28 protein-coding genes are annotated in these 23,859 nt (G+C 51.4%); 20 read left to right on the top strand and 8 right to left on the bottom strand.

Annotation, left to right across the window (positions count from 1 at the left end; genetic code table 11):
• Nucleotides 1-34: 34 nt before the first annotated feature.
• Entirely contained in the window at nucleotides 35-535 is a 501-nt protein-coding gene (locus ACFMKP_RS22820) for a DUF892 family protein (RefSeq protein ID WP_382295579.1), read from the bottom strand.
• Nucleotides 536-1,170: 635 nt separating this feature from the next.
• Here ACFMKP_RS22820 and ACFMKP_RS22815 point away from each other — a divergent pair.
• The 11 genes from ACFMKP_RS22815 (at nucleotide 1,171) to ACFMKP_RS22765 (ending at nucleotide 8,614) form a co-directional block, all read left to right on the top strand.
• Entirely contained in the window at nucleotides 1,171-1,569 is a 399-nt protein-coding gene (locus tag ACFMKP_RS22815; protein WP_382295576.1) for a DUF2243 domain-containing protein, read from the top strand.
• A 231-nt stretch (nucleotides 1,570-1,800) separates the two neighbouring features.
• A complete protein-coding gene (locus ACFMKP_RS22810; RefSeq protein ID WP_382295573.1) occupies nucleotides 1,801-2,346 on the top strand; it encodes an RNA polymerase sigma factor in 546 nt (181 codons plus the stop codon).
• Entirely contained in the window at nucleotides 2,336-3,127 is a 792-nt protein-coding gene (locus ACFMKP_RS22805) for a hypothetical protein (RefSeq protein ID WP_382295570.1), read from the top strand. The genes ACFMKP_RS22810 and ACFMKP_RS22805 overlap by 11 nt, the downstream gene beginning before the upstream one ends.
• Before the next feature lie 276 nt (nucleotides 3,128-3,403).
• The gene (locus ACFMKP_RS22800; protein WP_382295567.1) at nucleotides 3,404-3,862 is read left to right on the top strand and encodes a KGG domain-containing protein; all 459 of its coding nucleotides are present in this window, start codon (nucleotides 3,404-3,406) and stop codon (nucleotides 3,860-3,862) included.
• A gap of 167 nt (nucleotides 3,863-4,029) precedes the next feature.
• Nucleotides 4,030-4,695 (top strand): response regulator, encoded by a 666-nt coding sequence (locus tag ACFMKP_RS22795; protein WP_382295564.1) that lies wholly within the window; start codon nucleotides 4,030-4,032, stop codon nucleotides 4,693-4,695.
• Between the two features lie 242 nt (nucleotides 4,696-4,937).
• Nucleotides 4,938-6,095 carry a PucR family transcriptional regulator gene (locus ACFMKP_RS22790; RefSeq protein ID WP_382295561.1) on the top strand — a complete coding sequence of 386 codons (1,158 nt, stop codon included), beginning with the start codon at nucleotides 4,938-4,940 and terminating at the stop codon, nucleotides 6,093-6,095.
• Nucleotides 6,096-6,182: 87 nt separating this feature from the next.
• On the top strand, nucleotides 6,183-6,608 hold the full coding sequence (locus ACFMKP_RS22785) for a PleD family two-component system response regulator (RefSeq protein ID WP_382295558.1): 426 nt from the start codon (nucleotides 6,183-6,185) through the stop codon (nucleotides 6,606-6,608).
• Between the two features lie 47 nt (nucleotides 6,609-6,655).
• Complete coding sequence (locus ACFMKP_RS22780) at nucleotides 6,656-7,222, top strand: DUF892 family protein (RefSeq protein WP_382295555.1); 567 nt, start codon at nucleotides 6,656-6,658, stop codon at nucleotides 7,220-7,222.
• Between the two features lie 138 nt (nucleotides 7,223-7,360).
• Entirely contained in the window at nucleotides 7,361-7,747 is a 387-nt protein-coding gene (locus ACFMKP_RS22775) for a hypothetical protein (RefSeq protein ID WP_382295552.1), read from the top strand.
• Nucleotides 7,748-7,767: 20 nt separating this feature from the next.
• Entirely contained in the window at nucleotides 7,768-7,932 is a 165-nt protein-coding gene (locus tag ACFMKP_RS22770) for a hypothetical protein (protein ID WP_382295549.1), read from the top strand.
• Nucleotides 7,933-8,017: 85 nt separating this feature from the next.
• Entirely contained in the window at nucleotides 8,018-8,614 is a 597-nt protein-coding gene (locus ACFMKP_RS22765; protein ID WP_382295546.1) for a Crp/Fnr family transcriptional regulator, read from the top strand.
• On the opposite strand, the gene ACFMKP_RS22760 is transcribed toward ACFMKP_RS22765, so the two are convergent.
• From ACFMKP_RS22760 to ACFMKP_RS22750, 3 genes are all read right to left on the bottom strand, one after another.
• Nucleotides 8,604-9,485, bottom strand: coding sequence for an NAD(P)-dependent oxidoreductase (locus tag ACFMKP_RS22760; protein ID WP_382295544.1), 882 nt, complete (start codon nucleotides 9,483-9,485; stop codon nucleotides 8,604-8,606). The genes ACFMKP_RS22765 and ACFMKP_RS22760 overlap by 11 nt on opposite strands.
• 107 nt (nucleotides 9,486-9,592) lie before the next feature.
• Nucleotides 9,593-12,922: a CheR family methyltransferase gene (locus tag ACFMKP_RS22755; protein ID WP_382295541.1), complete on the bottom strand. Its 3,330-nt coding sequence runs from the start codon at nucleotides 12,920-12,922 to the stop codon at nucleotides 9,593-9,595.
• Between the two features lie 35 nt (nucleotides 12,923-12,957).
• Nucleotides 12,958-13,947, bottom strand: coding sequence for a chemotaxis protein CheB (locus ACFMKP_RS22750; RefSeq protein ID WP_382295538.1), 990 nt, complete (start codon nucleotides 13,945-13,947; stop codon nucleotides 12,958-12,960).
• 141 nt (nucleotides 13,948-14,088) lie between these two features.
• Here ACFMKP_RS22750 and ACFMKP_RS22745 point away from each other — a divergent pair, with 141 nt between their 5' ends.
• The 7 genes from ACFMKP_RS22745 (at nucleotide 14,089) to ACFMKP_RS22715 (ending at nucleotide 18,922) form a co-directional block, all read left to right on the top strand.
• A complete protein-coding gene (locus ACFMKP_RS22745) occupies nucleotides 14,089-14,646 on the top strand; it encodes a dihydrofolate reductase family protein (protein ID WP_382295535.1) in 558 nt (185 codons plus the stop codon).
• 29 nt (nucleotides 14,647-14,675) lie between these two features.
• On the top strand, nucleotides 14,676-15,335 hold the full coding sequence (locus ACFMKP_RS22740) for a class I SAM-dependent methyltransferase (protein WP_382295533.1): 660 nt from the start codon (nucleotides 14,676-14,678) through the stop codon (nucleotides 15,333-15,335).
• Nucleotides 15,336-15,359: 24 nt separating this feature from the next.
• Nucleotides 15,360-16,388, top strand: coding sequence for a phosphotransferase enzyme family protein (locus tag ACFMKP_RS22735; RefSeq protein ID WP_382295530.1), 1,029 nt, complete (start codon nucleotides 15,360-15,362; stop codon nucleotides 16,386-16,388).
• Between the two features lie 62 nt (nucleotides 16,389-16,450).
• Complete coding sequence (locus ACFMKP_RS22730) at nucleotides 16,451-17,026, top strand: cysteine hydrolase family protein (protein ID WP_382295527.1); 576 nt, start codon at nucleotides 16,451-16,453, stop codon at nucleotides 17,024-17,026.
• A gap of 126 nt (nucleotides 17,027-17,152) precedes the next feature.
• Nucleotides 17,153-17,647 carry a hypothetical protein gene (locus tag ACFMKP_RS22725; protein WP_382295524.1) on the top strand — a complete coding sequence of 165 codons (495 nt, stop codon included), beginning with the start codon at nucleotides 17,153-17,155 and terminating at the stop codon, nucleotides 17,645-17,647.
• Between the two features lie 80 nt (nucleotides 17,648-17,727).
• Nucleotides 17,728-17,901, top strand: a complete 174-nt coding sequence (locus tag ACFMKP_RS22720) for a hypothetical protein (RefSeq protein WP_204756662.1) — start codon at nucleotides 17,728-17,730, stop codon at nucleotides 17,899-17,901.
• An 808-nt stretch (nucleotides 17,902-18,709) separates the two neighbouring features.
• Nucleotides 18,710-18,922, top strand: coding sequence for a hypothetical protein (locus tag ACFMKP_RS22715; RefSeq protein WP_382295521.1), 213 nt, complete (start codon nucleotides 18,710-18,712; stop codon nucleotides 18,920-18,922).
• 225 nt (nucleotides 18,923-19,147) lie between these two features.
• Here ACFMKP_RS22715 and ACFMKP_RS22710 read toward each other — a convergent pair whose 3' ends face one another.
• Nucleotides 19,148-19,633, bottom strand: a complete 486-nt coding sequence (locus ACFMKP_RS22710; RefSeq protein WP_382295518.1) for a DUF1579 domain-containing protein — start codon at nucleotides 19,631-19,633, stop codon at nucleotides 19,148-19,150.
• 162 nt (nucleotides 19,634-19,795) lie between these two features.
• Entirely contained in the window at nucleotides 19,796-20,245 is a 450-nt protein-coding gene (locus ACFMKP_RS22705; RefSeq protein ID WP_382295515.1) for an SMI1/KNR4 family protein, read from the bottom strand.
• 74 nt (nucleotides 20,246-20,319) lie between these two features.
• Here ACFMKP_RS22705 and ACFMKP_RS22700 point away from each other — a divergent pair, with 74 nt between their 5' ends.
• Nucleotides 20,320-20,766: a hypothetical protein gene (locus ACFMKP_RS22700; RefSeq protein WP_382295512.1), complete on the top strand. Its 447-nt coding sequence runs from the start codon at nucleotides 20,320-20,322 to the stop codon at nucleotides 20,764-20,766.
• Here the strand turns inward: ACFMKP_RS22700 and ACFMKP_RS22695 are convergent, their stop codons facing one another.
• Nucleotides 20,767-21,678, bottom strand: a complete 912-nt coding sequence (locus ACFMKP_RS22695; protein ID WP_382295510.1) for a helix-turn-helix transcriptional regulator — start codon at nucleotides 21,676-21,678, stop codon at nucleotides 20,767-20,769.
• A gap of 125 nt (nucleotides 21,679-21,803) precedes the next feature.
• On the opposite strand from ACFMKP_RS22695, the gene ACFMKP_RS22690 reads away from it, so the two are divergent.
• Nucleotides 21,804-22,748: an alpha/beta fold hydrolase gene (locus ACFMKP_RS22690; protein ID WP_382295507.1), complete on the top strand. Its 945-nt coding sequence runs from the start codon at nucleotides 21,804-21,806 to the stop codon at nucleotides 22,746-22,748.
• A gap of 73 nt (nucleotides 22,749-22,821) precedes the next feature.
• Here the strand turns inward: ACFMKP_RS22690 and ACFMKP_RS22685 are convergent, their stop codons facing one another.
• Nucleotides 22,822-23,832: a hypothetical protein gene (locus ACFMKP_RS22685; RefSeq protein ID WP_382295504.1), complete on the bottom strand. Its 1,011-nt coding sequence runs from the start codon at nucleotides 23,830-23,832 to the stop codon at nucleotides 22,822-22,824.
• Nucleotides 23,833-23,859: the final 27 nt, after the last annotated feature.

Genomic DNA, 23,859 nt, shown 5'->3' with positions numbered 1-23,859 from the left:
CCTTTCGATCGTATTCATCAGCAACGCGCTTTGGTTATGCACCAAGGCTGCGAGCATGTTCTTGTTCAAGATAGTGTTGGGTGAGCACAGGAATTTGCTCGGCCAGCCATTGGGCCATTGCATGTTCATCGGCAAGGATTTCTTGACAAACGCTTGCCAGTTGTTCATCGCCAATCAGTTGGGCGCTGGCAAGCAATGAGCTATAGCAGGCAATCTCAAATTGCTCACTGGCATAATCGCTTAGCGCATTTTTGACGATGGTATCGGCGGCTAAAGCCATTGGCACTTCTTTGGCCATGCCACCAAGGTTGGCCATGCCAGCTTTAAGCATTGATGGATCGTCGCCCAAGCGCTCAAGGCACGATTTAACTAAATCGGCGTGGCGCTCGGTTTCGGCAATATGTTGCTCGATGCGGCTGCGGGCGGCTGGCAGATGCTCAAGATCATTGGCGTGTTTTTTAAGCGCAGGAATTAATGATGTTTCAAGCGCATAGGCATCTTTGAGCCAGCCAATGACGGTTGCTTGATGTGACATAGGTTCCTCCTAAATTGCTTTTTCAACACTCTTGGTTAAAGCGTACCTGAGCAGTAGGCCAAAAACATTAGGCATTTGCCTAATAGCTGGTTGGCGTGCTTGCCCATAAAACCGTGCAAGCGCCTAAGTGTACTGGTTCATCAGGTTAACCACGGCCTGATCCCCTCACCCCAACCCCTCGCCCACGTGGCGGGCGAGGGGCTTTAATCCCGTGGTTCTGTCGCACGGCGTTGGTAAAAACGGCTGCTCCCCCTCGCCCGCGTCCAGTGGGAGAGGGGGTTGGGGGTGAGGGAAAACGGTTGCTAATCTAATAAACGATTACACCTAAGTGCTATGCCTGCTCGCTCCTGGATTCGTGGCTGAGCTTTAGGCATTTGCCCAAAACGCTGCTTGCTGTATGCTAATTTGCTTGGGCGCTTGCCTGTGGGTTATGGCTCTGTGGCTGGTTATAGTGAAGCTACCTGATCGAAATTAAGCACAATCAAACGGAGGCTGCGATGGATCTTGCAGAAGCAATTATTGCTGGCATTGAGCGCATCGTTGTGAAGCTCTTAATTGGTATTTGCTGTTGGCTACTTATGGCATGTGGCTATAGTGCCTGGTTGCTGGTTCATTAATAGGAAGGAGGAATTAATATGCTTGCTGATTCGCGAAGTGTGCAACTTAACCAATCAATAACCATTAAGCCAATTATCCTTTTAGGCGTTGCCTTGGGTGGCATGGTTGATGGAATTGTGCTGCATCAGGTGCTGCAATGGCATCATATGGTCAGTCATGCCGACCCTAGCGTGAGCCAATTTAAATCGATGGTTTGGGCTGATGGCTTGTTTCACGGCACAACCTATCTGCTCTTATTAATCAGTGGGTTTTGGATTTGGCGGCTGCTATTACAGCACGCTTCACTGTGGACGACGCGCCAAATCATTGGAGGCTTGCTCAGTGGTTGGGGGTTATTTAATGTGGTTGAGGGCTTGATTAACCATTATCTGCTTGAATTGCACCACGTTAATGAAACTGTTGCGTTTGAGCAGTGATATCTGTGGGATGCAGGCTTTTTGGTGTGGGGAGCGTTGATGCTGGTTGGTGGCATGGTGCTGATGCGCAACGCCAACCAAGATTAAGCGCTTAACGGTTCATTCCCCTATGCGCAGCACGTTTTTGGTTCGTGCTGCCGCTTAACTGTGTGCAATTGCTGGTCTGGATAGCCTATGGAATTGATGCCTCATCTGATGAGATACATCTGACAGTTCTGGCAATAATACAGTATGAAGATACACGCTTTGGCGACACCCGCCACCACTAGCCCACCAGACACGGTTGATTGGCCAGCTGTCTATTCGGCCTTTCAGCGGCGCGTGTATAACCTGTGTCTGTACGCCGTCGGCGATCGCACGCACGCCGAAGATTTGACCTCGACGATCTTTTTGGAAATTTGGCGCTGTCGAACGCGCTATGAGGCGAAGAAAGGAGCTCTCTCAACTTGGATCTTTACGATTGCCCATCGGGCGGTTGGTCACCACCTGCGCCAACAACGCCCAATTGCCCCGCTTACGGAAGCCATCCTGCTGCCTGATACCACCAACATCGAAACCATAGTGGAACGGCGAGCGGCCATTGCCAACTTGATTCCGCATTTGCGTCAGCTCAGCGTGGAGGAGCATAAGCTGATTGCACTCAAATATGGAGCTGGATTGACGAATCGTGAGATTGCCACCGTGCTCGGCCTGAATGAATCGACGGTTGGAACGCGCTTGCATCGACTTGTGGTGCGGTTGCGCCATAGTATAGGAGTAAATCAGGATGAAGAATAATCATGATGACTTTCTGTATCAATATCAGGAGACCCCTGATCTGGAGTTTACGACTCGCCTGCGGGATAATTTGATGGCGGTTGATCGTGCGCTGCCTTCCGCCGCCAGCGTCATGGCCCAATCTACGCCACGCATGCGTGACCGACGCTGGAGTGGGCGACTGCGGATGCTGATGGGCGGCGTTGCCCTGCTTTGTGCCCTGACCCTGACACCCTTGCGGGCACTAGCGACCAACATTCTCCACGAACTTGGGCTAGTGCAAATTACAAATGCCCCAACTTATGCTGATATGATCGCTGCCGGGCAGACCCCAACGCCTCAGCCGCCATCGGTCCCCCAAGTCAGCTTTACGTTCGATACTCAACTGACGGAGTTGGCACCAATCCAAGCGCAGGCAGGGTATAGCGTCTATCAAGTGGATAGCCTGCCAGCTGGGGTCGAGTTGCAGGATCGCGACATTCAACATGTGGTGGATAACGACTATGCGATCGCGACCGCGTATAAGCAGAGCGGCGAGTCCAGAATGATCATACTCATCCAAGTACGCGAAGGGAAAATGTTGACGAATGTGCCGGTAGGCGCTGCCCAGACGGAATCCGTAACCATCAATGGCGCTCCTGGGGTATGGGTTGACGGTGTCACCTTCTACGATCAGGAAGATGGAGTCATGCCGAGCAATAAGCTGATCTGGAATGCTGATGGCTTTAGCTTTCAGTTGGTGGGTGTTCCAAGTAAAGCCTTGGCCCTGCAACTTGCCGCGAGCGTGACACCTGCCCCGTAGTGGCTATTCTCCCGAGGTTTGATCCACAACCAGCCAGTAGCAGAGCAACGATCACAGTTTGAATCCCCCGCACCTACAGGCGCGGGGGATTTTTACGCATCGATTGTTGGGCAAGCATAGGGCATGTGACCAAAAACAAGGCCATGTTTTGGCTCGAAGATTGTTCCAGTGCTCATTGTTTGGGTGAGCAGGCTGAGCTAAAGTGAATTCACGAGTTGGAAGTTGGTATGATGGGCCTTCCCAAGAGCAGGAAGGCACGAATATAAGGAGGATTCAATGGCGAATCAAAACCAAAATCAAGAACGTGGCTTTGCTACAATGGACGAAGCCAAACAACGGGAAATTGCCAGCAAGGGTGGCCGTGCCGCGCACCAACAAGGCACCGCCCATGAATTCACCTCAGAAGAAGCGCGTGAAGCTGGCCGCAAAGGTGGCCAAGCATCGCACGGCGGTCAAGCGAGCCAAAGTAGCCAAGGCAATCAAGGCGGCGGCAACCAAGGTGGCCAAGGTGGTGGCCCTGGTCAAGGCCAAAGTGGTGGCCAAGGCGGTCAGGGCGGTAACCAAGGTGGCCAAGGCGGCAACCAAGATGACCGTGGTGGCAATCAAGGCGGCGGCCAAGGCCAAGGTGGCAACCAAGATGATCGCGGTGGTAATCAAGGTGGCCAAAGTGATCAGGCCCAAAGTGGCCAAGGCAACCAAGGTGGTCAAGGCGACCGCGGCAACCGCGACCGTTAATCCCAAGGCTCTCCTGTTATCCTAACTCCTTTGTGCGCCCCGCTGATTCTGAAGGCTTTTCAGTGGGGCGCATTATTTGGGGGCTTGGCATAGCTGTTGCTAGCTTGCAGCATCCGCTATGTTATGAGCATAGTGCTACTGCCCAAGTAGGGTAAAGGATACCGAGAATGATGATCCGCATTTTGCTTGCCGATGATCATGCAGTGGTTCGCGCCGGATTACGCGCCTTAATTGATAACGAGCACGATATGGTTGTGGTTGGCGAGGCTGCCTCTGGCAGCGAGGTTGTGCCCTTGGCCCAGCGCTTAAATCCAACGATTGTGCTGACCGATATTGCCATGCCCGAAATGAATGGCATGCAGATCACGTCGTCGGTGCTCGACGATAACCCAGCGATTCGGGTGTTGGCGCTGAGCGCCTATGAAGATCGCAGTTATCTGCGCGAGTTGATTCGGCGTGGAGCCTCAGGCTATGTGCTCAAACGCGCCGCCTCTGAAACCTTGATTCAGGCAATTCGGGCGATTGCTATAGGTGGCTTATATTTTGACCCAGCTCTCACGCGCTATTTAACCTCAACAGAAACGAGTTCATCGATGAATCACTATCCTGACGAAGTAACCTTATTAAGCGATCGCGAAACCGCGGTGCTGCAACTGATTGCCCAAGGCTATACCAATAAAGAGATTGCCGCTCAATTGGATCTAAGCGTGAAAACTGTCGAAACTTATAAAATGCGCGGCATGGAAAAGCTCAACTTGAACAGCAGGGTCGATTTGGTGCGCTATGCGTTGCTCATTGGCTGGCTGCAAACCAAAGAAACCATGTCAGGTTAATCCTGACACACAAGTGGGGATTAACTGACAGACAGCTACGAACTACGGTCGTATACTGAGCATAATGATAGCAGCCAAGCCAGCATCATCGTTGACCTGCTCTTCTGCACACTCTTTTTCCTACTCGTACAAAAATCCATGTACTGGTTATTACGCCACGAGTCTGCATATTGGGACTCCGCATTGGCACATTGTTCGCATGCGAACAGTTGTTGCTGCTGCTGAATTCTAGGGAACTTGCTATGCTCGCCCACCAGACTCCCATCGCCGCCCCAGCGCTTGCGTTTGAGCATGTGTCTGCGTTAGTCCGTCATTTAGCGCAGATTTTCGATGGCACTGTTACGATTATTGATGACAGCAAAACAATCTTAGCAACCGCCCCAAGCACAATCGGTCACGAGGATTCACACCATAGCTGCCAATTGCCAGTGCTGATCAACGGTCGCCTTGGGACTTTGATTATTGGCACCCTCCACCCCCATGATTTGCCCTCATTAACCATGCTCTACCGCTTAATCGATCACGTTTGTCGCAGCGATGTGCAAGAGTCGCTGCAAACCGGCTATCGCTTTGAACCGACAATGCCTGCTTATACCATGTTGCTGCAACGGCCAACCTTTGCGGTTGAGCAGTATCCTGCTGCCCAACAGTTTCGCTACGATCAAGCCTATTATTTGGTGATGATTCGGCTTGGTACAAGCGACCAGCCAGCAGAACTTGCGCCCAGTAATCAGCAAGCCTACGATGGCGTGCGCATGATGACTCAGCATCTTGACCAAATTCTTGGCGAGCCACATGGCTGGATGCGCTTTTCGACCACCCCAAGCGAATTGGTAATTTTGATCGAATCGCAACGCGCCAGCCACTATCGCTCAGCCCACGCTTGCAGCCATCAAGCAGCATGCTGTTGCCCCATCCAAACGGTTGCCAACCATATTTTCGAGCGCCTAACCGCCTTGCTCAACGCCGAAATTCGGATTGGGATTGCCCGCGAACAAAGCGATCATACGACCGTCACGAAGGCCTATGCAGAAGCAGAGTTGATTATTCAGATTGGCTCGCGCTTTCAGTTGCCAGCCCATGCCTGGACACTCGAAAAATTGGGCTTGTTTGCCTTTCTTGGTAGCGCTGATCAGGCGATTCAAGCCTATGTTGCCAATTTGATTTTGGCTCCGCTGATTGCTGAGCCTGACCTGCTACTGACGCTACGCAGTTTTATTCGCTTGAATGGTCATAGCAACGAAATTGCCAGCGTTTTGCATATTCATCGCAATACGCTGAGCTACCGTTTGCACAAAATTCAAGAGTTAACTGGCTACAACCCCTATAGCTTGAGCGATATTGTGGTGTTCCAAAGCGCCTTGCTAATTTACGACAACGGGATTGTGCCCGCCGCCTAAGCAGTTGTGATTCGAATTCCTCTTGCTTACTCAATCGAGTTCAATTGACCTACCCATAGCAGCGTGCAAACGCTGATTGGAGTTTTTATGGATTATGGTGTTAGCACAAATGCGCATCAATTGATTGATATTTTGATTATTGATGACGATCGTCCAACCTGCGACTTTTTATCCACACTCTTGACTGCTGCCCGCTACACGGTGCTCGATACCCAACGTGGCAGCAACGCCTTGGCATTAATTCAGCATTATCAACCACGCTTAGTGATGATTGATATTCATATGCCTGATTGGCATGGGCTGGAGTTTGCCCAATACTTAAGCATGCAGACCGAGTTTCCCCCACCAGCGATCATATTGATGAGTGCCAAACCGTTGCCCAGCGCAGTAGCGAACCAAACTTGGGCCTATGTTGAGAAACCATTTGATATTCGTAGCTTGCTGCAACAAATCGATCGACTGCTGCATTTACCAGCGGCGCATAACCCACGCTGGATTTGGCACGGAACCTAACATCGGCGTTATGAATCGATGCCAAATAGTGCTGTGAGGAGCCATTGATGCCTGCCTATGCAACCATTCACGATCTTTTTTATCACCATTTAGATGAACTGTATGCTGCCGAAAACCAAATTATTCATGCAGTGACCAGCCTGCTGCCGCAGATTAGCCAGCCTGCCTATCAAGATGCGTTGATGCTCTATCGGGCTGAAGCGCTGCGCCATCGCAATCTACTGCACGAGGCATTTGAGGCTTTAGAACGCCATCCAGCTGATCATCCATGCACGGTTGTAAACAGCATGCTGAGCGGATTAAAGCAAACGCTTCAGCGCAACCAGCTGGGATTAATTCGCGATTTAGGTATTCTCGCGGCGTTGCATCAGCTCTGTCATTATGTGCTGAGCCACTATCAGCTGCTGGCACACTGGGCCGAACGCGCCAACCATGAGCCAATTGCGCTTATTTGTACGACGATTCAGCAGCAAAAAACCTATGCCGCGCATATTCTGACGCGGCTTTGTCAGCAGGGGCTGCAATTGGGTTTGCCGGAGCAACTTCAAGCCCTAGAACGCGGTGGCTTCGGGCAATTGCCCAATCGACCTGCTCTAAGCAGCCACAAGCGTTAAGCAATTGCCCGATCACATTGGCTTCGCCTCCAACTATCATAGAACAACAGCGTTGCCTCACTCCCAAGCGCCGCCCAACCACAGCGGGAGCAGCTTTGGGAGTGAGGGAAAATCGACGCAATCTATGGAGGATGGATTATGCAGCATAGTCGTTTTTTGCAGCTCGCGCTTTGTTTGGCGCTGCTGCTTGGCTTGATTGCCTGCGGTGAAAGCACCACCACAACCAGCGTCGCAACCCAAGGCGGCGCAACTGCCGTCAGTAGCGTTATTCCAACTTCAGATGGTCAGGCGGTTGCCACTGCAACCAACATGCAAGTTGGCGAGGGAACGCCATGCCCCAGCAATGCAACCTTTCCCCCAGGCGGCAATGCAACAACGGCCACAGTTCAGGCTGCTACGAATGTTCCTGCAACAACGACGTTGGGCGCGATGACCGATATTCCGCTTGGCACGACAATTCCCGATGATCCATGTATTCAGTTGCCAGCCGATGCCCCAACGACCCAAACCAGTCCAACTCCTTAACCTCACTAAAGGAGCAGTCTATGATTGGCTACGCTTCGCTGCAGCAAGCAGGATTAAGCAGCGACGAAGCCTATCACGCTATCCGTAAACGGATGACCTCTGAGGTACTTGCTTGTTTGGCTGAGTTGCGGCGCGCAGCACCCGAGCTGTTTGCGACCTACGAGGCTCAATGGCATAGCGCTTGAATCCACAGGTGAGATCGCGGATACTAGTACTTGTTTCGGTATAATGGGGCAAAATCTGTTCCCGATAGCCGATAGTGAGGAACCTATGAGCCACCTACAGCTGCGCGCCGCTATCCAGAAATGGGTGGCATTGGAGAACACTCAGTGGACAGAACTGGCTGCGATCTTTCATCAACGCAGTGTGGCTGCCGGAACCCACCTGCTCCTGCCTGGTAGTCATAGCCATGAACTTGTTTTTGTGTGCAGCGGCCTGCTACGCTTCTATTATTTGACCGAACAAGGCGGCGAGGCCAACAAGGCGTTTATTGCTGAAGGAGCCTTTGCTGGCCCGTTGGCCTCGTCGGTCCTTAATCTGCCAGTAATCTATGGCGCGCAAGCACTTGAACCGAGCGTTCTGCTTGTGGCCAGCTATTCTGCGTTTAGTGCGTTGTTTGACCATCATCCAGTGTTTGATCGCTTGGGACGGAAGTTGGCCGAGTATCTGCTGGTGGGCAAGGAACTACGGATGCGCACGTTGTTGCTGCATCAAGCAAAAGATCGCTATTTGGCCTTTGTCAATCAATATCCCGATTTGATCGAACGGATTCCACAGTATCACATCGCTGGCTACTTGGGCATCACTGAGGTTTCGCTTTCACGTCTGAAGGGCGACCTTCGCCGTGCTCAGACGGTCATTGTTTGAGCATTGTTGGTTGTTCGTCGGCCTGAAATAGCTGAGCAATCGCCGAAAAATCCTGGTCGCCTAGGCCATATTCAAGCGCTTGCTGATACAGGGCAGCGGTGGTTGTGGCAAGCGGGATCGCTGCTGAGGATGCCGCAGCGGCGATCATGGCGAGATCTTTGTGCATCCAGCGTAGCGGGAACTCAGCAGCATAGCTGTTGTTGGCCAGCTTTGCCCGCTTGAAGCTGAGAAATGGTGCCACGATCGGAGCGCCAAGCAGCGTATCTAGCAACGTCTCACGACTGATACCGAGCGATTCGCCGAAGGCTAACCCTTCGGCAAACGAAGCCATTGCATTGGCGAGCAGCAGATTGAATACCAGTTTGAGTGCAGTGCCCATGCCATGAATGCCGACATGGATGGTCTGCCGCCCCATGCATGAAAACAGTTCATCGGCTGCGGCCAAATCCTCGACATTCCCGCCAGCCAGAAAAACAAGTTGTCCGGCTTCGGCTTGGCCTTTGGAGCCAGTGACTGGCGCATCGATGAAGGCCACGCCGCGCTTGGCCGCTTCCGCCGCCATCCGCCGCGCAAACGCTGGATTACCAGTGCTACAATCGATCCATAGCGCACCTGCTTGGAGTTGGTCGAGGAAGCCAGCGTGATCAAGTGCCGCTGCTTCGACGGCCTGTGGATGCGCCAGCATCGTGATAATTGTGGCAGAATGACGACCTACCTCAGCTGGATTGGTTGCCAGTTGTGCCCCATTAGCAATCAGTGCTTCTGCTTTGGCGGGCGTACGGTTGAAAATGATCAACTGCTTGCCAGCGTGCTGAAGATTGGCCACCATTCTGCTACCCATAATCCCTAAGCCAATAAAGCCAATGGTCATTGTGTTGCTCCCGTTCTAGATTGATTCGACGGGAGTATAGCGCGGCAAAACCCACCGCGCCTTATCAATTGATAAGTTCATGAGGCGTTTCACATGGATTTATGCTGTTAATGCTGGCCATCGTCCAAGGGAATTTGGACATAGATAGTTGTGCCTGAGCCTGGTGTCGATTCAATATCGACGGTTCCACCAAGCAAGAGCACCCGCTCCTGAATGCCTTGGATGCCGAGGCTTTGCTGTGGATTGGCTTGGATAAATTGCGCATATTCGAAGCCAGTGCCATTATCTTCAATAATTAAGCGCAAATGTTTGGGGCTATGGTGAATAACTAAGCTGACTTGGCTGGCTTGGGCATGCTTAATAATATTGGTTAAGGCCTCTTGGGTAACCCGATAAATCGTGGTTTCGATCTCTGGTGCAAAGCGCATCGATAGCGCAACATTGAAATGCATTGCTAGCCGAATTTCGGTGCGCTCTTGCCATTGTTCGCCATAACTACGCAGCGCCGTCAGCAGACCCAAATCGTCAAGCACGGTGGGCCGTAAACTTAACGCCAAATTATGGGTTTCATAGCCTAGAATGTGCAAATGCTCTTGAATCGCATTCAGGATTGTACGCGCTTCTGGAACGGTATTGAGCGTTCCGAGCCGCTGCATATCAAGCCGAATTGCCGTCAGTTGTTGCCCAATATGGTCGTGTAATTCGCGCGCCAAATGCTTGCGTTCATCTTCTTGGACAGTAACAAGTTGCCGTAATACTTCTTGGCGCGCTTTTTGGGCCTCAATCCGTTGATTGATCTCGGTTTGCAAGGCAGCGTTGGCTTCGACCAAGGCCGCAGTGCGCTCCTGCACTCGCGCTTCGAGAATCGTATGCGTCTTGGAGAGTTCTTCTTCGCTTTTGCGCAAAGCATCTTCAGTGATTTTGCGTTCAGTAATATCAATGAAGGTAATCACCACTCCATCAATCCGATCTTCAAGGGTGCGATAGGGCAGCAGGCGCATAATGTACCAATGGCCATGGCGGCTAGAAACTTCGCGCGAAACTGGAGCTAAGGTTTGCAGCACTTGCTGGACATTCTGCATCAGATCATCATAGCGCAGTTCATGGGTTACATGGGCCAATGGCCGCTCAAGATCAGCGGGAATCAGATTGAAAATGCTTTGAACGCTGGGCGTAAAGCGCTTAATGCATAATTGGCGATCAAGAAAAATCGTGCCAATTTGGGTTGACGTAATCAGATTTTGCAGATCGTTGTGCGCTTGACTGACCTCTTCGACCTTATGTTTAAGTTCAACATTTAAGGTCGTTAGCTCTTCGTTCACCGATTGCAGCTCTTCCTTGCTGGTGACCAGTTCTTCCGACGCAGCTCGCAGCTCTTCGTTAATTGCTTGCAGTTCTTCGTTTGCGGCTTTATATTCTTCCACGGCAGCCTCATATTGGTCAACGGTTGTGCGCAATTGAAAGCGCGTGTGTTCAAGTTCGGCCTCCAGTTCAGTCAGCAGCATGTCGGTACTGCTCCCGCCGCTCGCACCTCGTAATCCAGCCTCGCCAACATCGTGAAACAATACCAACATGTGGCCAAGTGCCCAATCTGGCTCAAGAATCGGCTGGACGGTCAAATCAATTAATCGGATGCTCTCGTTGATTTTGGCGCGTACTCCGTTGACACTGATTGGTTCTAAGCGTTGGCGGGCCTTGAAGAGAATGCTGCGCAAATCCAGCCGCAAATCGGGATGAATCACGGTGAGCAAATTCGACGAGAGCCGCCCTTCATCAAAATGCAAGAAACTGCCCATGCCTCGCCCAAGATGGATAATTTCGCTATCTTCATTAATAATTACGCTGGGCGTGGTATAGGCTGCCAGCAAACGCTGATGCAAATCTTCAAACGAATCGATTGGTTGGGTTGCGCTTGGCCATTTGGGCAAGGTGCTAATCGAGCGGCTTGGGCGATTGGCTGGCAGTTTGAGCGCAAGCGAGTTGTTGGTCGTGCCTGGCAGGCGTTGAAAAATGCGCTGTTTTTTATCAACCGCCGTAAAGAGATTCAGCGAGCCATCAAGCGATTCGGAGCTGCCAAGCATCAAATAGCCTCCAGCGCGCAAACTAAAATGAAAAGCCTGAATCACATTCGCCTGCGCTTCATGATTGAGGTAAATCAGCAGATTGCGACATGTGAGCAAATCCACTTGCGAGAAGGGTGGATCGTGCAAAACATTATGCCGAGCAAACAAAACTAGATCGCGAATCTCTTGGCGCACGCGATAGCCGCCTTGATCGAGCACAAAAAAGCGTTGCAAACGATCTTCGCGAATATCACCTGCAATCGTCGCTGGATAAATTGCCCGCCGCGCAATCGTAATTGCATCGTCGTCAATATCGGTGGCAAAAACCTGAATTTTAAGCCGTCGATCCAGCGTATCAGCAAATTCGCGCAGCAAAATGGCGATTGTATAGGCTTCTTCGCCGGTGGCACAGGCCGAAACCCAAACCCGAATTGGAATTGTCGCTTGCTTGCGGGCAAAAATCAGCGGCAAAATTGCTTCGATTGCACGCCAAGCCTCGTGATCGCGAAAGAAATTGGTGACACTAATCAGCAAATCTTGAAACAAGGCTTGAATTTCGTCAGGCCGATGGCGAATTAATTCCAGGTAGGACGGAAAATCAGCAGCTCCCGTAACTTGCATGCGGCGGCGAATGCGGCGTTCAATCGTTGGGCGTTTATATTGGCTAAAATCGTGGGCGGTGCGGCGCTGGAGCAAGGCGAAAATATCGTGCAAAATTTTCTCGTTATCGGTTGGATCGCCCTCGAATAATTGGCTTGAAAGATGCACCCCGCGGTTCCAGTAGGAGCTGAGCATGCTGGGTAAGGTTGACGCAACCGCAATAAAATCGATCAAGCCCGTCATCATTGCTGCCCGTGGCATTTCGGGATAGTCGGCGGTTTGGGGATCTTGGGCGAGGGTTACGCCGCCAGCCTCTTTGACCCGTTTGATGCCAATTACGCCATCGCTGCCACTGCCAGAAAGAATAACTGCCGCCGTGGCCCCATTGAAATGATCAGCCAACGCCCGCAAGCCATGATCAATCGGCATGGGAATACCATTAATCGCTTCTGCAGGAATACTATTGAGCAGATTATTGCGAATCTGAATTTGATGCATTGGTGGCACGAGATACAGCTGATTTGGCGTAAGTGCGATTGCGCCGTGCAAACGAATAAATGGCAGCGCTAGCTGATCGGAAATGGCATTGTGCAGCTGTTCTTCTGATGGGCCATTGGTGCTGAGAAACAGAATAAACGCCATGCCGCTATTGCTGGGAAGTTGGGCAAAAAAAGCGATCAGCGGCTCAATGCCACCGCGACCTAGCCCAATGCCCACAACAGGAAACACCCCAGCCTGTTCAATATCGCGCTCAAAAAAAGCATGTGCATCCATCAACAGTGTCGATCCTTTGCTAAATAGTCTATGGATTAGGCTGGTTTGCGCAGCAAGGCTAAGCGCACCAATTGTGATTGTTGCTCAACCGCCCGCGCATGCTCGCGCAACTGTTCGGCCATCATCAACGAAGCTTGTTCATCCATATGCTGGGCGATATGTTGCAACAAAAAGACCTTTTCATCCATTGCCCGAATTGTGCTCCACAACGAGGCCTCAACGGCCTTAGAAACTTCATCAAGCAGCGTTCTGGCTGAATAGGCATGGCCTGTATGGCAGCGAAAGCGCAAAATGCCATCCTGCATAATCTGAAACAACACGCCATGGCATTCAGGGCAGGTATAGGGCGATAGTTCGCCAAGTTGGCTTATATCATACTTGTGATCACCATGGGCTTGGGCAATTTGGGTTTCTGTCACCAAATCCCAGCGGGGCTGGTAGTCGGATGGAGGCGCGGTTTGGGTCTTGGCCAAGCTGGTTAAGAGTGAGCCAATGGCCGCCGCTGATTTAATATAATCGATCGCTACTTGATTAATTGCGTGATGCGGCATGCTTGGCTCAAAGGCTTCTTGGGGATCTTGCACAATTGTGATGCCGCCTTGGGCCTTGATCGCCGCCAAGCCAGCAATTCCATCATCAAGCGCACCACTCAAAATAACCCCAACCGCCCGTGGCCCAAAGGCAACTGCTGCCGAACGGAACAAAGGATCAATCGCAGGCCGAAAGCGATTTTCTTTCGGCCCATAAGAAAGTTGAAAAACATGATCAACAATCAGCGTATGATAATCGGGCGGCGCAACATAGATAATGCCTGGGGTAATCGGTTCGTTGTGTTGCACAAAGCGCACGGGCAGTGGGCTGACTTTGCTTAACATTGCTGGTAATACCCCGGGACTTTCTGGAGACATATGCCAAACGATGCAGATTGTGGCTGGAAGATCGGGGGCAAGCGTGGCAATGACTAATTGGAGGGCTTCAACACCACCGAGTGATGCACCAATCACAATCAGATCATGAGTTGGCATGGAAAATCCCCTTGTCTAACGCTACACTATTCTTCAGTATTATGGCATAGCCCGCAAAATAAGCGAGCTGAGCCCATGATTGAGGGTAGAAAAACGCACACATGTTCGTTATAATAACCGAGATTGTGCATGGAGGACAGTATGGGCCTTTTGACTTTCAGTATTAACCTTACCTTGGATGGGTGCATCGATCACCAAGAGGGCATCGCCGATGACGAGACCCACACCTTCTTTACCAAGCTCATGGATGAGAGCGGCGCAATGCTGTGGGGCCGCGTCACCTACGAGCTGATGGAAAGTTATTGGCCAGCGGTAGCTCGCGGTGAAACGGAGGCTCCGCCGGCGCTGCGTGAGTGGGCGCTCAAGCTCGATGCCAAACCCAAGTATGTGGTTTCCTCGACGCGAACGGACTTCCCTTGGAATAACAGCCACCAGCTAAACGGTGACCTGCGCACTGCCATCCAGCAACTCAAGGACGCAACCCCTAATGGTGTGCTGCTCGGCAGCGGCAAGCTCGCGACCGAACTTGATCGGCTGGATCTGATCGATGCGTACACATTTCTCGTCCAGCCGAGGATTGCAGGTCATGGCCCAACCCTCTATGAGCGGGGTTTGCCAAGCACCCGAAAGCTCGAGTTTATCTCAGCAACTCCGCTTCGTTGCGGCGCAGTCGCCATGCACTACCAGCGCGCATACTAGCCAAATTAACATAATGAAATGAGGAACGCATGCTAGGACGATTCGTTAATCTTGATGCTCAGTATCGACGACCGAGCGGCTGGTTGGGTCGCTACATTGGCCACGACATGGCCCGCGACCACCAGCCAGAGAATCGCTGGACGCTCGATGTTTTGCATGCCCGACCAAGCGACCAGATTTTGGAGATTGGCTTTGGCCCGGGGGTTGCGATTCAAGCGTTGAGCACGATCGTCAGCACAGGCCAGATCATCGGGGTGGATTTCTCACCAACAATGTTACGAGCAGCACGCCGCCGTAATGCTGCCGCAATTCGGGCTGGTCGGGTGCGGCTGCTTGGAGGCGAGGCCAATAATCTGCCATTGGTAGGAGAGCGCTTTGATCAAGCCTTCAGCATTCACTCGATTTATTTTTGGCCTCAAGCCTCGGCGGCACTGGCGGAAATTTGGCGGGTGCTGCGGCCGGGCGGGCGCTTGGTGCTCACCATTTTGCCACGCGAACGCTGGAACAGCGACAACCCTGATCTGCCAGTTGGCACGCCTGAATGTCGCCCATACACTGGGGCCGAGTTACAGACGATGCTGCACGTTGCAGGTTTCAGCGCCACGAGCATTGTTGCCGACTCCAACCCTGCCCATCGATCCAACTATTGTGTGGTTGCAAGCAAGGATGTGGCAACCAGCAATTCGTAGCAGATTTACGGAGGAGTGTGATCGATGCTAGAAAAACCGCAGCTTTCCGAAACAGCCCTTGTTCAGTGCATTAATTCGACCTATGGATTGAAGGTGCGTGATCTTAGCTTTTTGCCGCTGGGAGCCGATGCGCATACGGCGGTTTATCGGGTGGTTGCTGCCGATGAAACACCCTATTTTTTGAAGCTGAGACGGATGCACTTCGTCCCAGCCAGTGTGCTTATTCCAACCTATCTGCATGATGTTGGCATGCGCCAGGTTATTCCGGCCATTCGCACCCAGACCGGATCCATGTGGGCGCAGTTTGAGTTGTTTACGGTGGTTCTCTATCCGTATGTTGCTGGACTGCATAGCATTGATCGTCCGCTCTCCGATGAACAGTGGCGCACGTTTGGCTCTACACTCAAAACATTGCATACGGTGCAGTTTCCAAGCACGATAACTGCTGATTTGCCCCAAGAACAGTTCGCGCCCCATTGGCGCGAACGGCTGGCATGGTTTCTTGCACAGGCGGAAAGCCTATCGACTGCAGATTCAGTTGCTGCCGAACTGGTTGCGCTGTTAAAAACTAAGGCTGCCGAACTGCACGCAATAATTACGCGAACGGCTGCTCTCGCCCAGCACCTTCAGCAGCAGCCACCGCCATTTGTGCTTTGTCACGCCGATTGCCATGGCTGGAATCTCTTGGTTGTGGATGGTGATCGCTTCTTTCTGGTTGATTGGGATACATTGCTGTTCGCTCCCAAAGAACGGGATTTAATGTTTATCGGGGCTGGGCTTTTTGGCAACGCGCATTCGTCAGCGGCGGAGGCTGCGCTATTTTATCAGGGGTATGGTTCGGCTCCCGTTGATCAAGCAGCACTCAGCTACTATCGCTATGAACGGATTATTGAAGATATTGCGGTCTATTGTGCTGAAATTCTCGATAGCGCAACGGGCGCTGCTGATCGCCGCCAAGCACTGGTCTATCTTCAATCCAACTTTCTGCCCGGCAGTACGATTGCGCTGGCCCGCCAAGGAGACGATCAAACCTTAGGAATGAACACTGGATGATTGAACATACGTGCTATACTAGGCCAATGTTTCTCTGCTCAATTGCAATAAAGGATCACCATATGGCAACTATTCGGGAAGGCAACAACGCAGCACTCGTGGTCGTCGATGTTCAGGTCGGGGTGGTCAATGAGGCGTGGGATGCCGCACGAATCATCGGAAATATTGCCCATGCTGTGGAGCGTGCCCGCGCTGAAAAGATTCCTGTGCTGTGGGTTCAACACACTGATGAAGAACTGCCCACCGATAGTCCACAATGGCAATGGGTTCCGGAGTTGGTGCCAGCAGCAGGTGAGTCACGCATCCATAAGCAGTTTAATTCAGCGTTTGAACAAACCAATTTAGCCGAAGAACTAGCGGCACGTGAGGTCTCGCACATTGTGCTAGCAGGAGCGGCAACCAATTGGTGTATTCGGGCCACCGCCTATGCTGCACTTGAACGCGGCTACGATCTTACCTTGGTCAGTGATGGGCATACCACCAGCACGATCGAATTGGAGAGTGGTGTCACAATCGAAGCAGCAGATATTATTAAGGAACTCAATATCGCCATGCAATGGCTCTCCTATCCTGGCCGCACGAATAGCACGGCCCGCGCTGAGCAGATCGATTTTGACCAACCAGGCGGCGCGCAGTAGGTTCCACGAGGATCGGTGAATTCAGCATTGCGATTGGGGCTTGCTTTCTCGCCATCCTTCAGCTTGTAACGCCAGCGTAACATCATAGCAGCATACTGCATTCATCACTAGCACAAGGAGATCGCGATGAATGCAGTTCGAGCAACACGCAACACGCCAACGCTTAAGGCGCTGTTTTGGAACATTGGCGAGCAGTTGGTTTTGTCGGGTTTGATAGCTGGCCCAATCTATGGCGTTGTGATGGCATGGCTGTACCTCGTAATCTCGATGCCTTCTTCGTTAGCAGGAATGCTGATCATTGGCTTTGTGGTTGGGGGCTTTATTGGTTGCTTGTTTGGCATCATCAATGCAGCCATGGTTTCATTGCTGCTTGCGATCATTGCGCGGCTAGGGCTGGTCGATTGGCTATCAGCACGTTATACGCCAAATAGAGTGCGCTGGATTGTGACTATTCTCTGTTGTGCCAGCTGGATTATTGGTTGTTTTAGCGCTTTTTATGGCGAATATGGCTCGCTCCAAGTAGCCTTAGAAGGTATTCTGATTGCTAGTATTGCCCCAACCGGAGCTGGTATATTTATTTTCTGTCCATGGTTGGTGCTGGCTGGGATTATTTTTTGGTGACTGCCAAACATTCTGAATGAACTGCCGGAGTAATTCGTGCTTTTTTCAGCCATTTGCTACAATACGGCTAAGGAGGCATTATGCAATTATCAGTAACGTGTGAATGTGGAACTGAGTACGATCTGAATTATGCGGAACATCAAGACGGTGAGATTAGCTTCGATGCCTGCCCCGATTGTGGTGTGCAGCTCGCTAGCGAAACCGTGCTTGAGGCAGTCAATGCTGATGTCGACGAGAGCGAACAACTTTATTAATTCCATTGGCTAGCCAAGCGGCACGGTTTAACCGCGCCGCTTGTTCACCCACCGCCAGCAGCGAAGAATGTATGCTGATTACCTTCATAGAAAATGGAATAACCCCAAACCCGCTAAACTATAGGCAAGCGTCGAGAGCATAATCCATCTGATAGGCTTATAGCAGGCTGGTAGCGCGGTAGCTTGGACGAACCCCAACATCAAACCCCAAAAACCATAGGTAAGTCCGGCTTGGAGTCTGGATTGTAACTCCATAGGATAATTTGGCATATATGTCTGTATAGCAAATCTCAATAATGGTTCTAACCAAAAAGTCGTTAGCAACAAGCTCAGCATAAAGACCCCAATACTGCCAATGATCCAGCGCAGCCCATCGGGATGGGGCACAAACAGCCACCATTGCAGCGTAAAGAGCAACCCTGTGCTAACTAAATAGAGTGGCCACAACCCATAGCCAAAAATGTTTGTTAGCAACCAATCGCTGAAGCTAAAATAGCCAAAACTTGTCAAGAGCACAAGCCAATAGCGCCAGTGGATGCCACGCTGGGGTGATGTGATTAGGCTGAACATGGATTCTCCCTTTCAGCAGCCATTAAATAACCAGAGTTGCTGCTTGAAGAGAGGATAGCCCTGTGATGTTACAGCGCTGTTACACATAGGGCTATGCTTGACAATTCGATGTGCAGCACCTACGCTTGCACCGCAAAGATACATCCTCACGTTGGATAAAAGCCACGTTTAGTTTTTAAGGGTACGATTTTCACCTCTTATTTTGCATAATGAAAGATATATTAGAAAGCGATTTAGTATGTGGCATGTGCCATCAAACCAGCCAATCCCATCACGCTGGAAAACGGCGATGCATTGGTTTTGGACGTTGGTTACAGCACGTATTTGGCTCATGCTTGCTAGCTTTCTGTGGTATCTCGATTTATGGCGCTATTCAATGTGGGAGTGGCTACCGCGCATTGGCGCAGGACTCCTCAAAGATCCAGAAACTCATGCCTTGATTCCCAGCTGATCATTTATCTTGGAGTGAGCATCGATGCGGCTCGGCAACGCCGCCATGGGCAACGGATTGGTAGCCCGCCAGATTTACGCCAAAATTATTGGATTCGTAGCGGGTTATTGCTCGTATCTGCATATCTGTTACTACGAGGAATAGCTGCATAACCTACTGTGGTTAATGTTGCTGGCATTGGGCTAAATGGCCGTCGGACACCTCTATTGATGTCCGACGGTCGCACTAAATGCGTGAGAACTCCATAATCCAGTTGGTTTCCCATGTATCCCCGTTATCGGCGGAGAAGGCTTGTTCCCAGCGCAACGCATCCGGCGTGACCGCGAACCAGAGGAAGCGCACTTTAATTGGCTTGCCGCGCAGCGTATCATCAGCGTAGAACGTGCCCACACCGTCGAAAAAATTTCCGACCACGGGCACATCAAGCTGGCCGGGCATGCGCCCATCGAGCCACCAGATCGACCAACTCATGGTTTGGGGATTGAACGAGCGAATCGCAATCGCGCGATATGGCCCTTCTGGGAGATTCAAGAGGTTGTCTTCGACATTGCCATAGCCGCCAAGCACTGCTTGGGTGGACATCTGCCCAGTAAAATCAATCCATTCGCTGCTGCCAACTAGCCGATCTTTGAGCCGTCGGTGGCGAACATTCCAGTCGCCAAGCACAAAATCAAAGTCGGTTGGGGCAGCAGCCAGTCGTTCTAGTGCCATCGCAAAAACTCCTCACAGTATATGCAATACGTAGCGGGCGAATGCCCAGCCAGCACCACAATACCACCAGCCAGCGCTGCGGTTAACCGCTTGTGGACTGAGTTCTCATCGCCAGTAAGCCGCTTGCCAGCAGCTGGTTACGCTGCAACCATCAGCTCAAACTTATACATCGAGATTTTCTGGGGTCAGGTTGGCAAGAAAGGTCGCTAAATCGGGCGCACACCATGAAAAGGGATCGTCGTCCTCGGACGTGTCATGATCCCAGAAAAAGATCTGGCCGGTGGTCTCGCCCGCCAGCGAGAGACAGATTAAATTCCCGCCTGGGTCATTAGCAATTGGCAACATCGTTGCAGGGATCTCATCGCCAAAAATATCCAGATCGCGGTGAATATAATGGTGCGGATCAGCGGGATCAACTGACGAAAAGACGTTCACATGGCCTTCCGTAATCCATTTTCCCTTGATACTAAAGACAATGGGATTGGGTCTGCCCCCATTCGTGGTGCGCAAAAACGTACGATAGGCTTCGGGCAACGGGTAGCCGATGCGTGCTTCTAGTGCTGCTAATTGCTCATCGGTGGCTGGTGGTCGTACCTGCGAAAACGTTGGCATTGAGAACGATCCTTTCACGCATACTCAACATTAGTATAATTGCATATTAAAAACTATTTAATTCAGGAGGAGCCATGATCCACCGACTCAGACAATGGTGGCATCGGCGGCGGATGATTCGGAGTATGGCGGCAACGCTCAACAACCATCAAGGATTTGGTGCGCGGGGCTGGGATGTTAGCGCCACAATGGCCTTTGAGGCACGCAAGGCATTGGCTGATGACGTTTTGGCCTGGCTTCGCTCCCAATTACCCTATACTGCTACGCCGTATGGCATTAATCGCTACCAACTGCACCTTAGTTTTGCGCATATGGCTGGCCAACAACGCACCTTCCTTGGTCATGCCGAGGGGTTTCCTGCCTTCAATCGCTTGGAGAGTGGAGCCATTTTTGAGCAGCTGCATCAGCGCTTAACAACCAGCGATTGGACTGCAATGCCCACTCTCACGACTCTTGAAGTCTATCTGGTTAGCTATGGCGATTTGCTCAAACCCATGCTTGATGCTGATGCCAAGCGCTAATCAAGCATAGTTTTGGAGCATTTGGGCGAGATACGTGCGAAATTCAGCAACGTAGCTTTGTGGTTCGAGCACTTTAATCTGGGTACCAAAGCTGGCCAAAAGCTGAAATCCCTGCGGATTCTGCGGCACATACATCGTTGCCAGCCCATATTCAGCAGTAGCCGCTTCAATGCTGCTGCGGCCATAGCGTTCGATAATTTGGTCGTGGATGCTTGGTGCAACCATCGCTTTAATGGTCACGAATTGCGGATTAGCGTGGGTTGGATTAGCGTGGGCTGGCCAATCAGCTCGCTGCTGAAACCCGCGTCTATCCATCCTCAGCTGCCCCATTCTGGCGAGCTTGAAGCTGCGATAGCCATGCCGATCAAGGCAAAAGCCTTGCAAATACCAGCTTGATTCGCTGAAATGCAGCGCATATGGCTCGACCATGCGTTGGGTTTGCACGCCAGTTTTATCGGAGTAGTCAAATGCGACAAGCCGCTGCTTTAATAACGCTGTTTGGCAGATTTTTAAGCTTTCACGTAGCTCGGCTCGCCCTTCCCACGCATAAAATGACAGCTGCATCGAGCGATTAAGCGCCAATGGGCCGACCATGGCCTCGATTTTTTTAATTGTTTGGGCAATCTCTGCGCTGAGGATGAGTTGTTCCAAGCCAGCAAGCGCAGTTAAGAGATGCTCCAAATCGGCGCTGCTCAACAGGCGCTTATCAACTTTGTAGGTATCCAAAATGCCATAGCCACCGTTGACCCCAGTCAGCGCGTAGATCGGGATATTCGCCATGCTCAAGGTTTGCATATCGCGCAGAATCGTGCGCTTGGAAACTTGGAAGAGCTGGGCGAATTCGCTTGCCGAAACGCGCTCTTTTTGCAGCAAGATCATGGTAATCGCAATCAAACGCTCGACTTTTTCCATGGAATCCTTCTTTGCTTCAGTAAAACAGTGACATATTGCTGTCATCGTTTGGCTATTATACTCGCGCTATGAGCAGCACGTCGTGTTGATGAACTTCAAACACGATAAGTAACGAAGGAACCCAAATGTTTAATCCAAACGATTTTCCCAAGCCCATATTAATCACCGTCAATGGAATCAGCCTTGAAGTTTTTGAAGCAGGCAACGCCAATGGTGGCAAACCAATTGTGCTGTGCCACGGCTGGCCAGAGCATGCCTTTTCGTGGCGCTATCAGCTGGCAGCCTTGGCCGATGCAGGCTATCACGTTATCGTCCCAAATCAGCGCGGCTATGGCAACTCAACCAGGCCAGTAGCTGTTGAAGATTACGATCTTGACCATTTGGCGGGCGATCTGGTTGCTCTGCTCGATCATTATGGCTACGCCGATGCCACGTTTATTGGCCACGATTGGGGCGCAATGGTGGTGTGGGGCTTAACGTTATTACATCCAACGCGAGTCAACAAACTGATTAACCTGAGTGTGCCCTACATGGATCGCGGCACCATGCCATGGCTCGAATTTTTAGAGGCAATTCTGGGCAGCGATTCGTATTTCGTGCACTTTAATCGCCAACCAGGCGTTGCCGATGCGATCTTTGCTGCCAATACCATGCAGTTTTTGCGTAATTTGTATCGCAAAAATGTGCCGCCCACTGAGCCACGGCCCGGGATGGCCTTGATCAATCTGGCCAACGCTGAAACACCACGGGGCGAGCCGATTATGGGTGATGAAGAATTGGCTGTTTTCGTCGCCGCATTCGAAGCATCAGGCTTTACTGGTAGCATCAATTGGTATCGCAACCTTGACCGCAATTGGCAGCGCTTGGCCGATGTCGACCCAATTATCCAGCAACCAGCGCTGATGATTTACGGCAATCACGATTCAGTTCAGCGCTCGCCAAACCTGCCGATGTTCGTGCCCAACGTGGAAGTGCTCAGTTTCGATTGCGGGCATTGGATTCAGCAAGAAAAGCCTAACGAAACGAACCAAGCAATCTTGAACTGGCTCAAACGCCACGATTCGGTTTAGGCCCACTAATATTGTGCCCTCCGACCTAATCGGAGGGCACATAAACTTCAGCCCTCGTTCAACTGCTGGAGACTTAATTGCCGCCGCGCCGCTGCCAGGTTTTGCCACCTGTATACGAGGTTGCAACCGTAATGCCAAAACCACGCGCCGAACTTGGATTCAAGGCGCAGCCCGTCATTAGGCCAACGTGTTGCGGCGCGGCGTTGCTTGCACGCGGTCGCAACAGCGATACAAACAGCGTTGAGCGACAATGAGGCCCTAGTTGTCCAGTAAATTGAAGCGTTTCAGTCTTGCCACCATCAGTAGATTGATAAATCCAATAGGTTGCGCCATCCTGAACTAGCTGATTATTTGGGTCGGTGATTGTCGTAATCTTTAGCTCAAGGCGATAACGGGTTGTGCCATCGGCGCTGGTAAACTGCGATTGATCCATGACATAATCGTATTCACGGGCTGCTTGCGGATTGGTGAGCCAATCGTAGTAGTGTGCGCCAACATTGCCCATCTCAACTTGAAAGGCTGGCGGGTTGGCAGGATTGTAGGTCAATACTCGACGCTCAAAAACTTGGAAAAGCACAGTTTGGGGCTTACCAGCAACTGTCGTCTCGACCCAAACAGCTGGTGTTACTGGATGCCCAAAGATATAGACTGGATCATAAATCATGCCTGTTGTCACCTGCCCATCGCGCAATGTTTTTCCTGTTTGCTGCATAAAATCGAGCATTGCTTGCGGCACAAAATGCCCATTCGAGCCTTGGCGCAACAGCGTTGCTGGATCATCATGGAAGCTATTGACAACCCCAATCGAGAGATCGGGCCGTAGCAGATCGTGGGCTGGCGTATTGATCGTTGCGCTGGATTCTGTCGCTGGATTCTGGTAGAGCACTTGTAAATCACGGTAGGTTGGAAACGAACCTGGATCGCCTATTACAGCAATAAAGGCATCGTGCCAGCCATTGTGATCCCAACTGGTTTCTGCATGCATCAGGTCGATTGGGAGCAAGCCGCTGGTCACATACCAGAGATCATGTTCGTTGGCATCAGGATTATTGATCTCCATGCGGCCTTTATCGAAATACTGCACTGCTCGCTCACGGTCGGCTACTTGGGG

This window comes from Herpetosiphon sp. NSE202 (assembly GCF_042688385.1).
Classification (GTDB): Bacteria; Chloroflexota; Chloroflexia; order Chloroflexales; family Herpetosiphonaceae; genus Herpetosiphon.
Note: the sequence above shows the minus strand (reverse complement) of the source record. Positions and strands in the feature narration are given on the sequence as shown.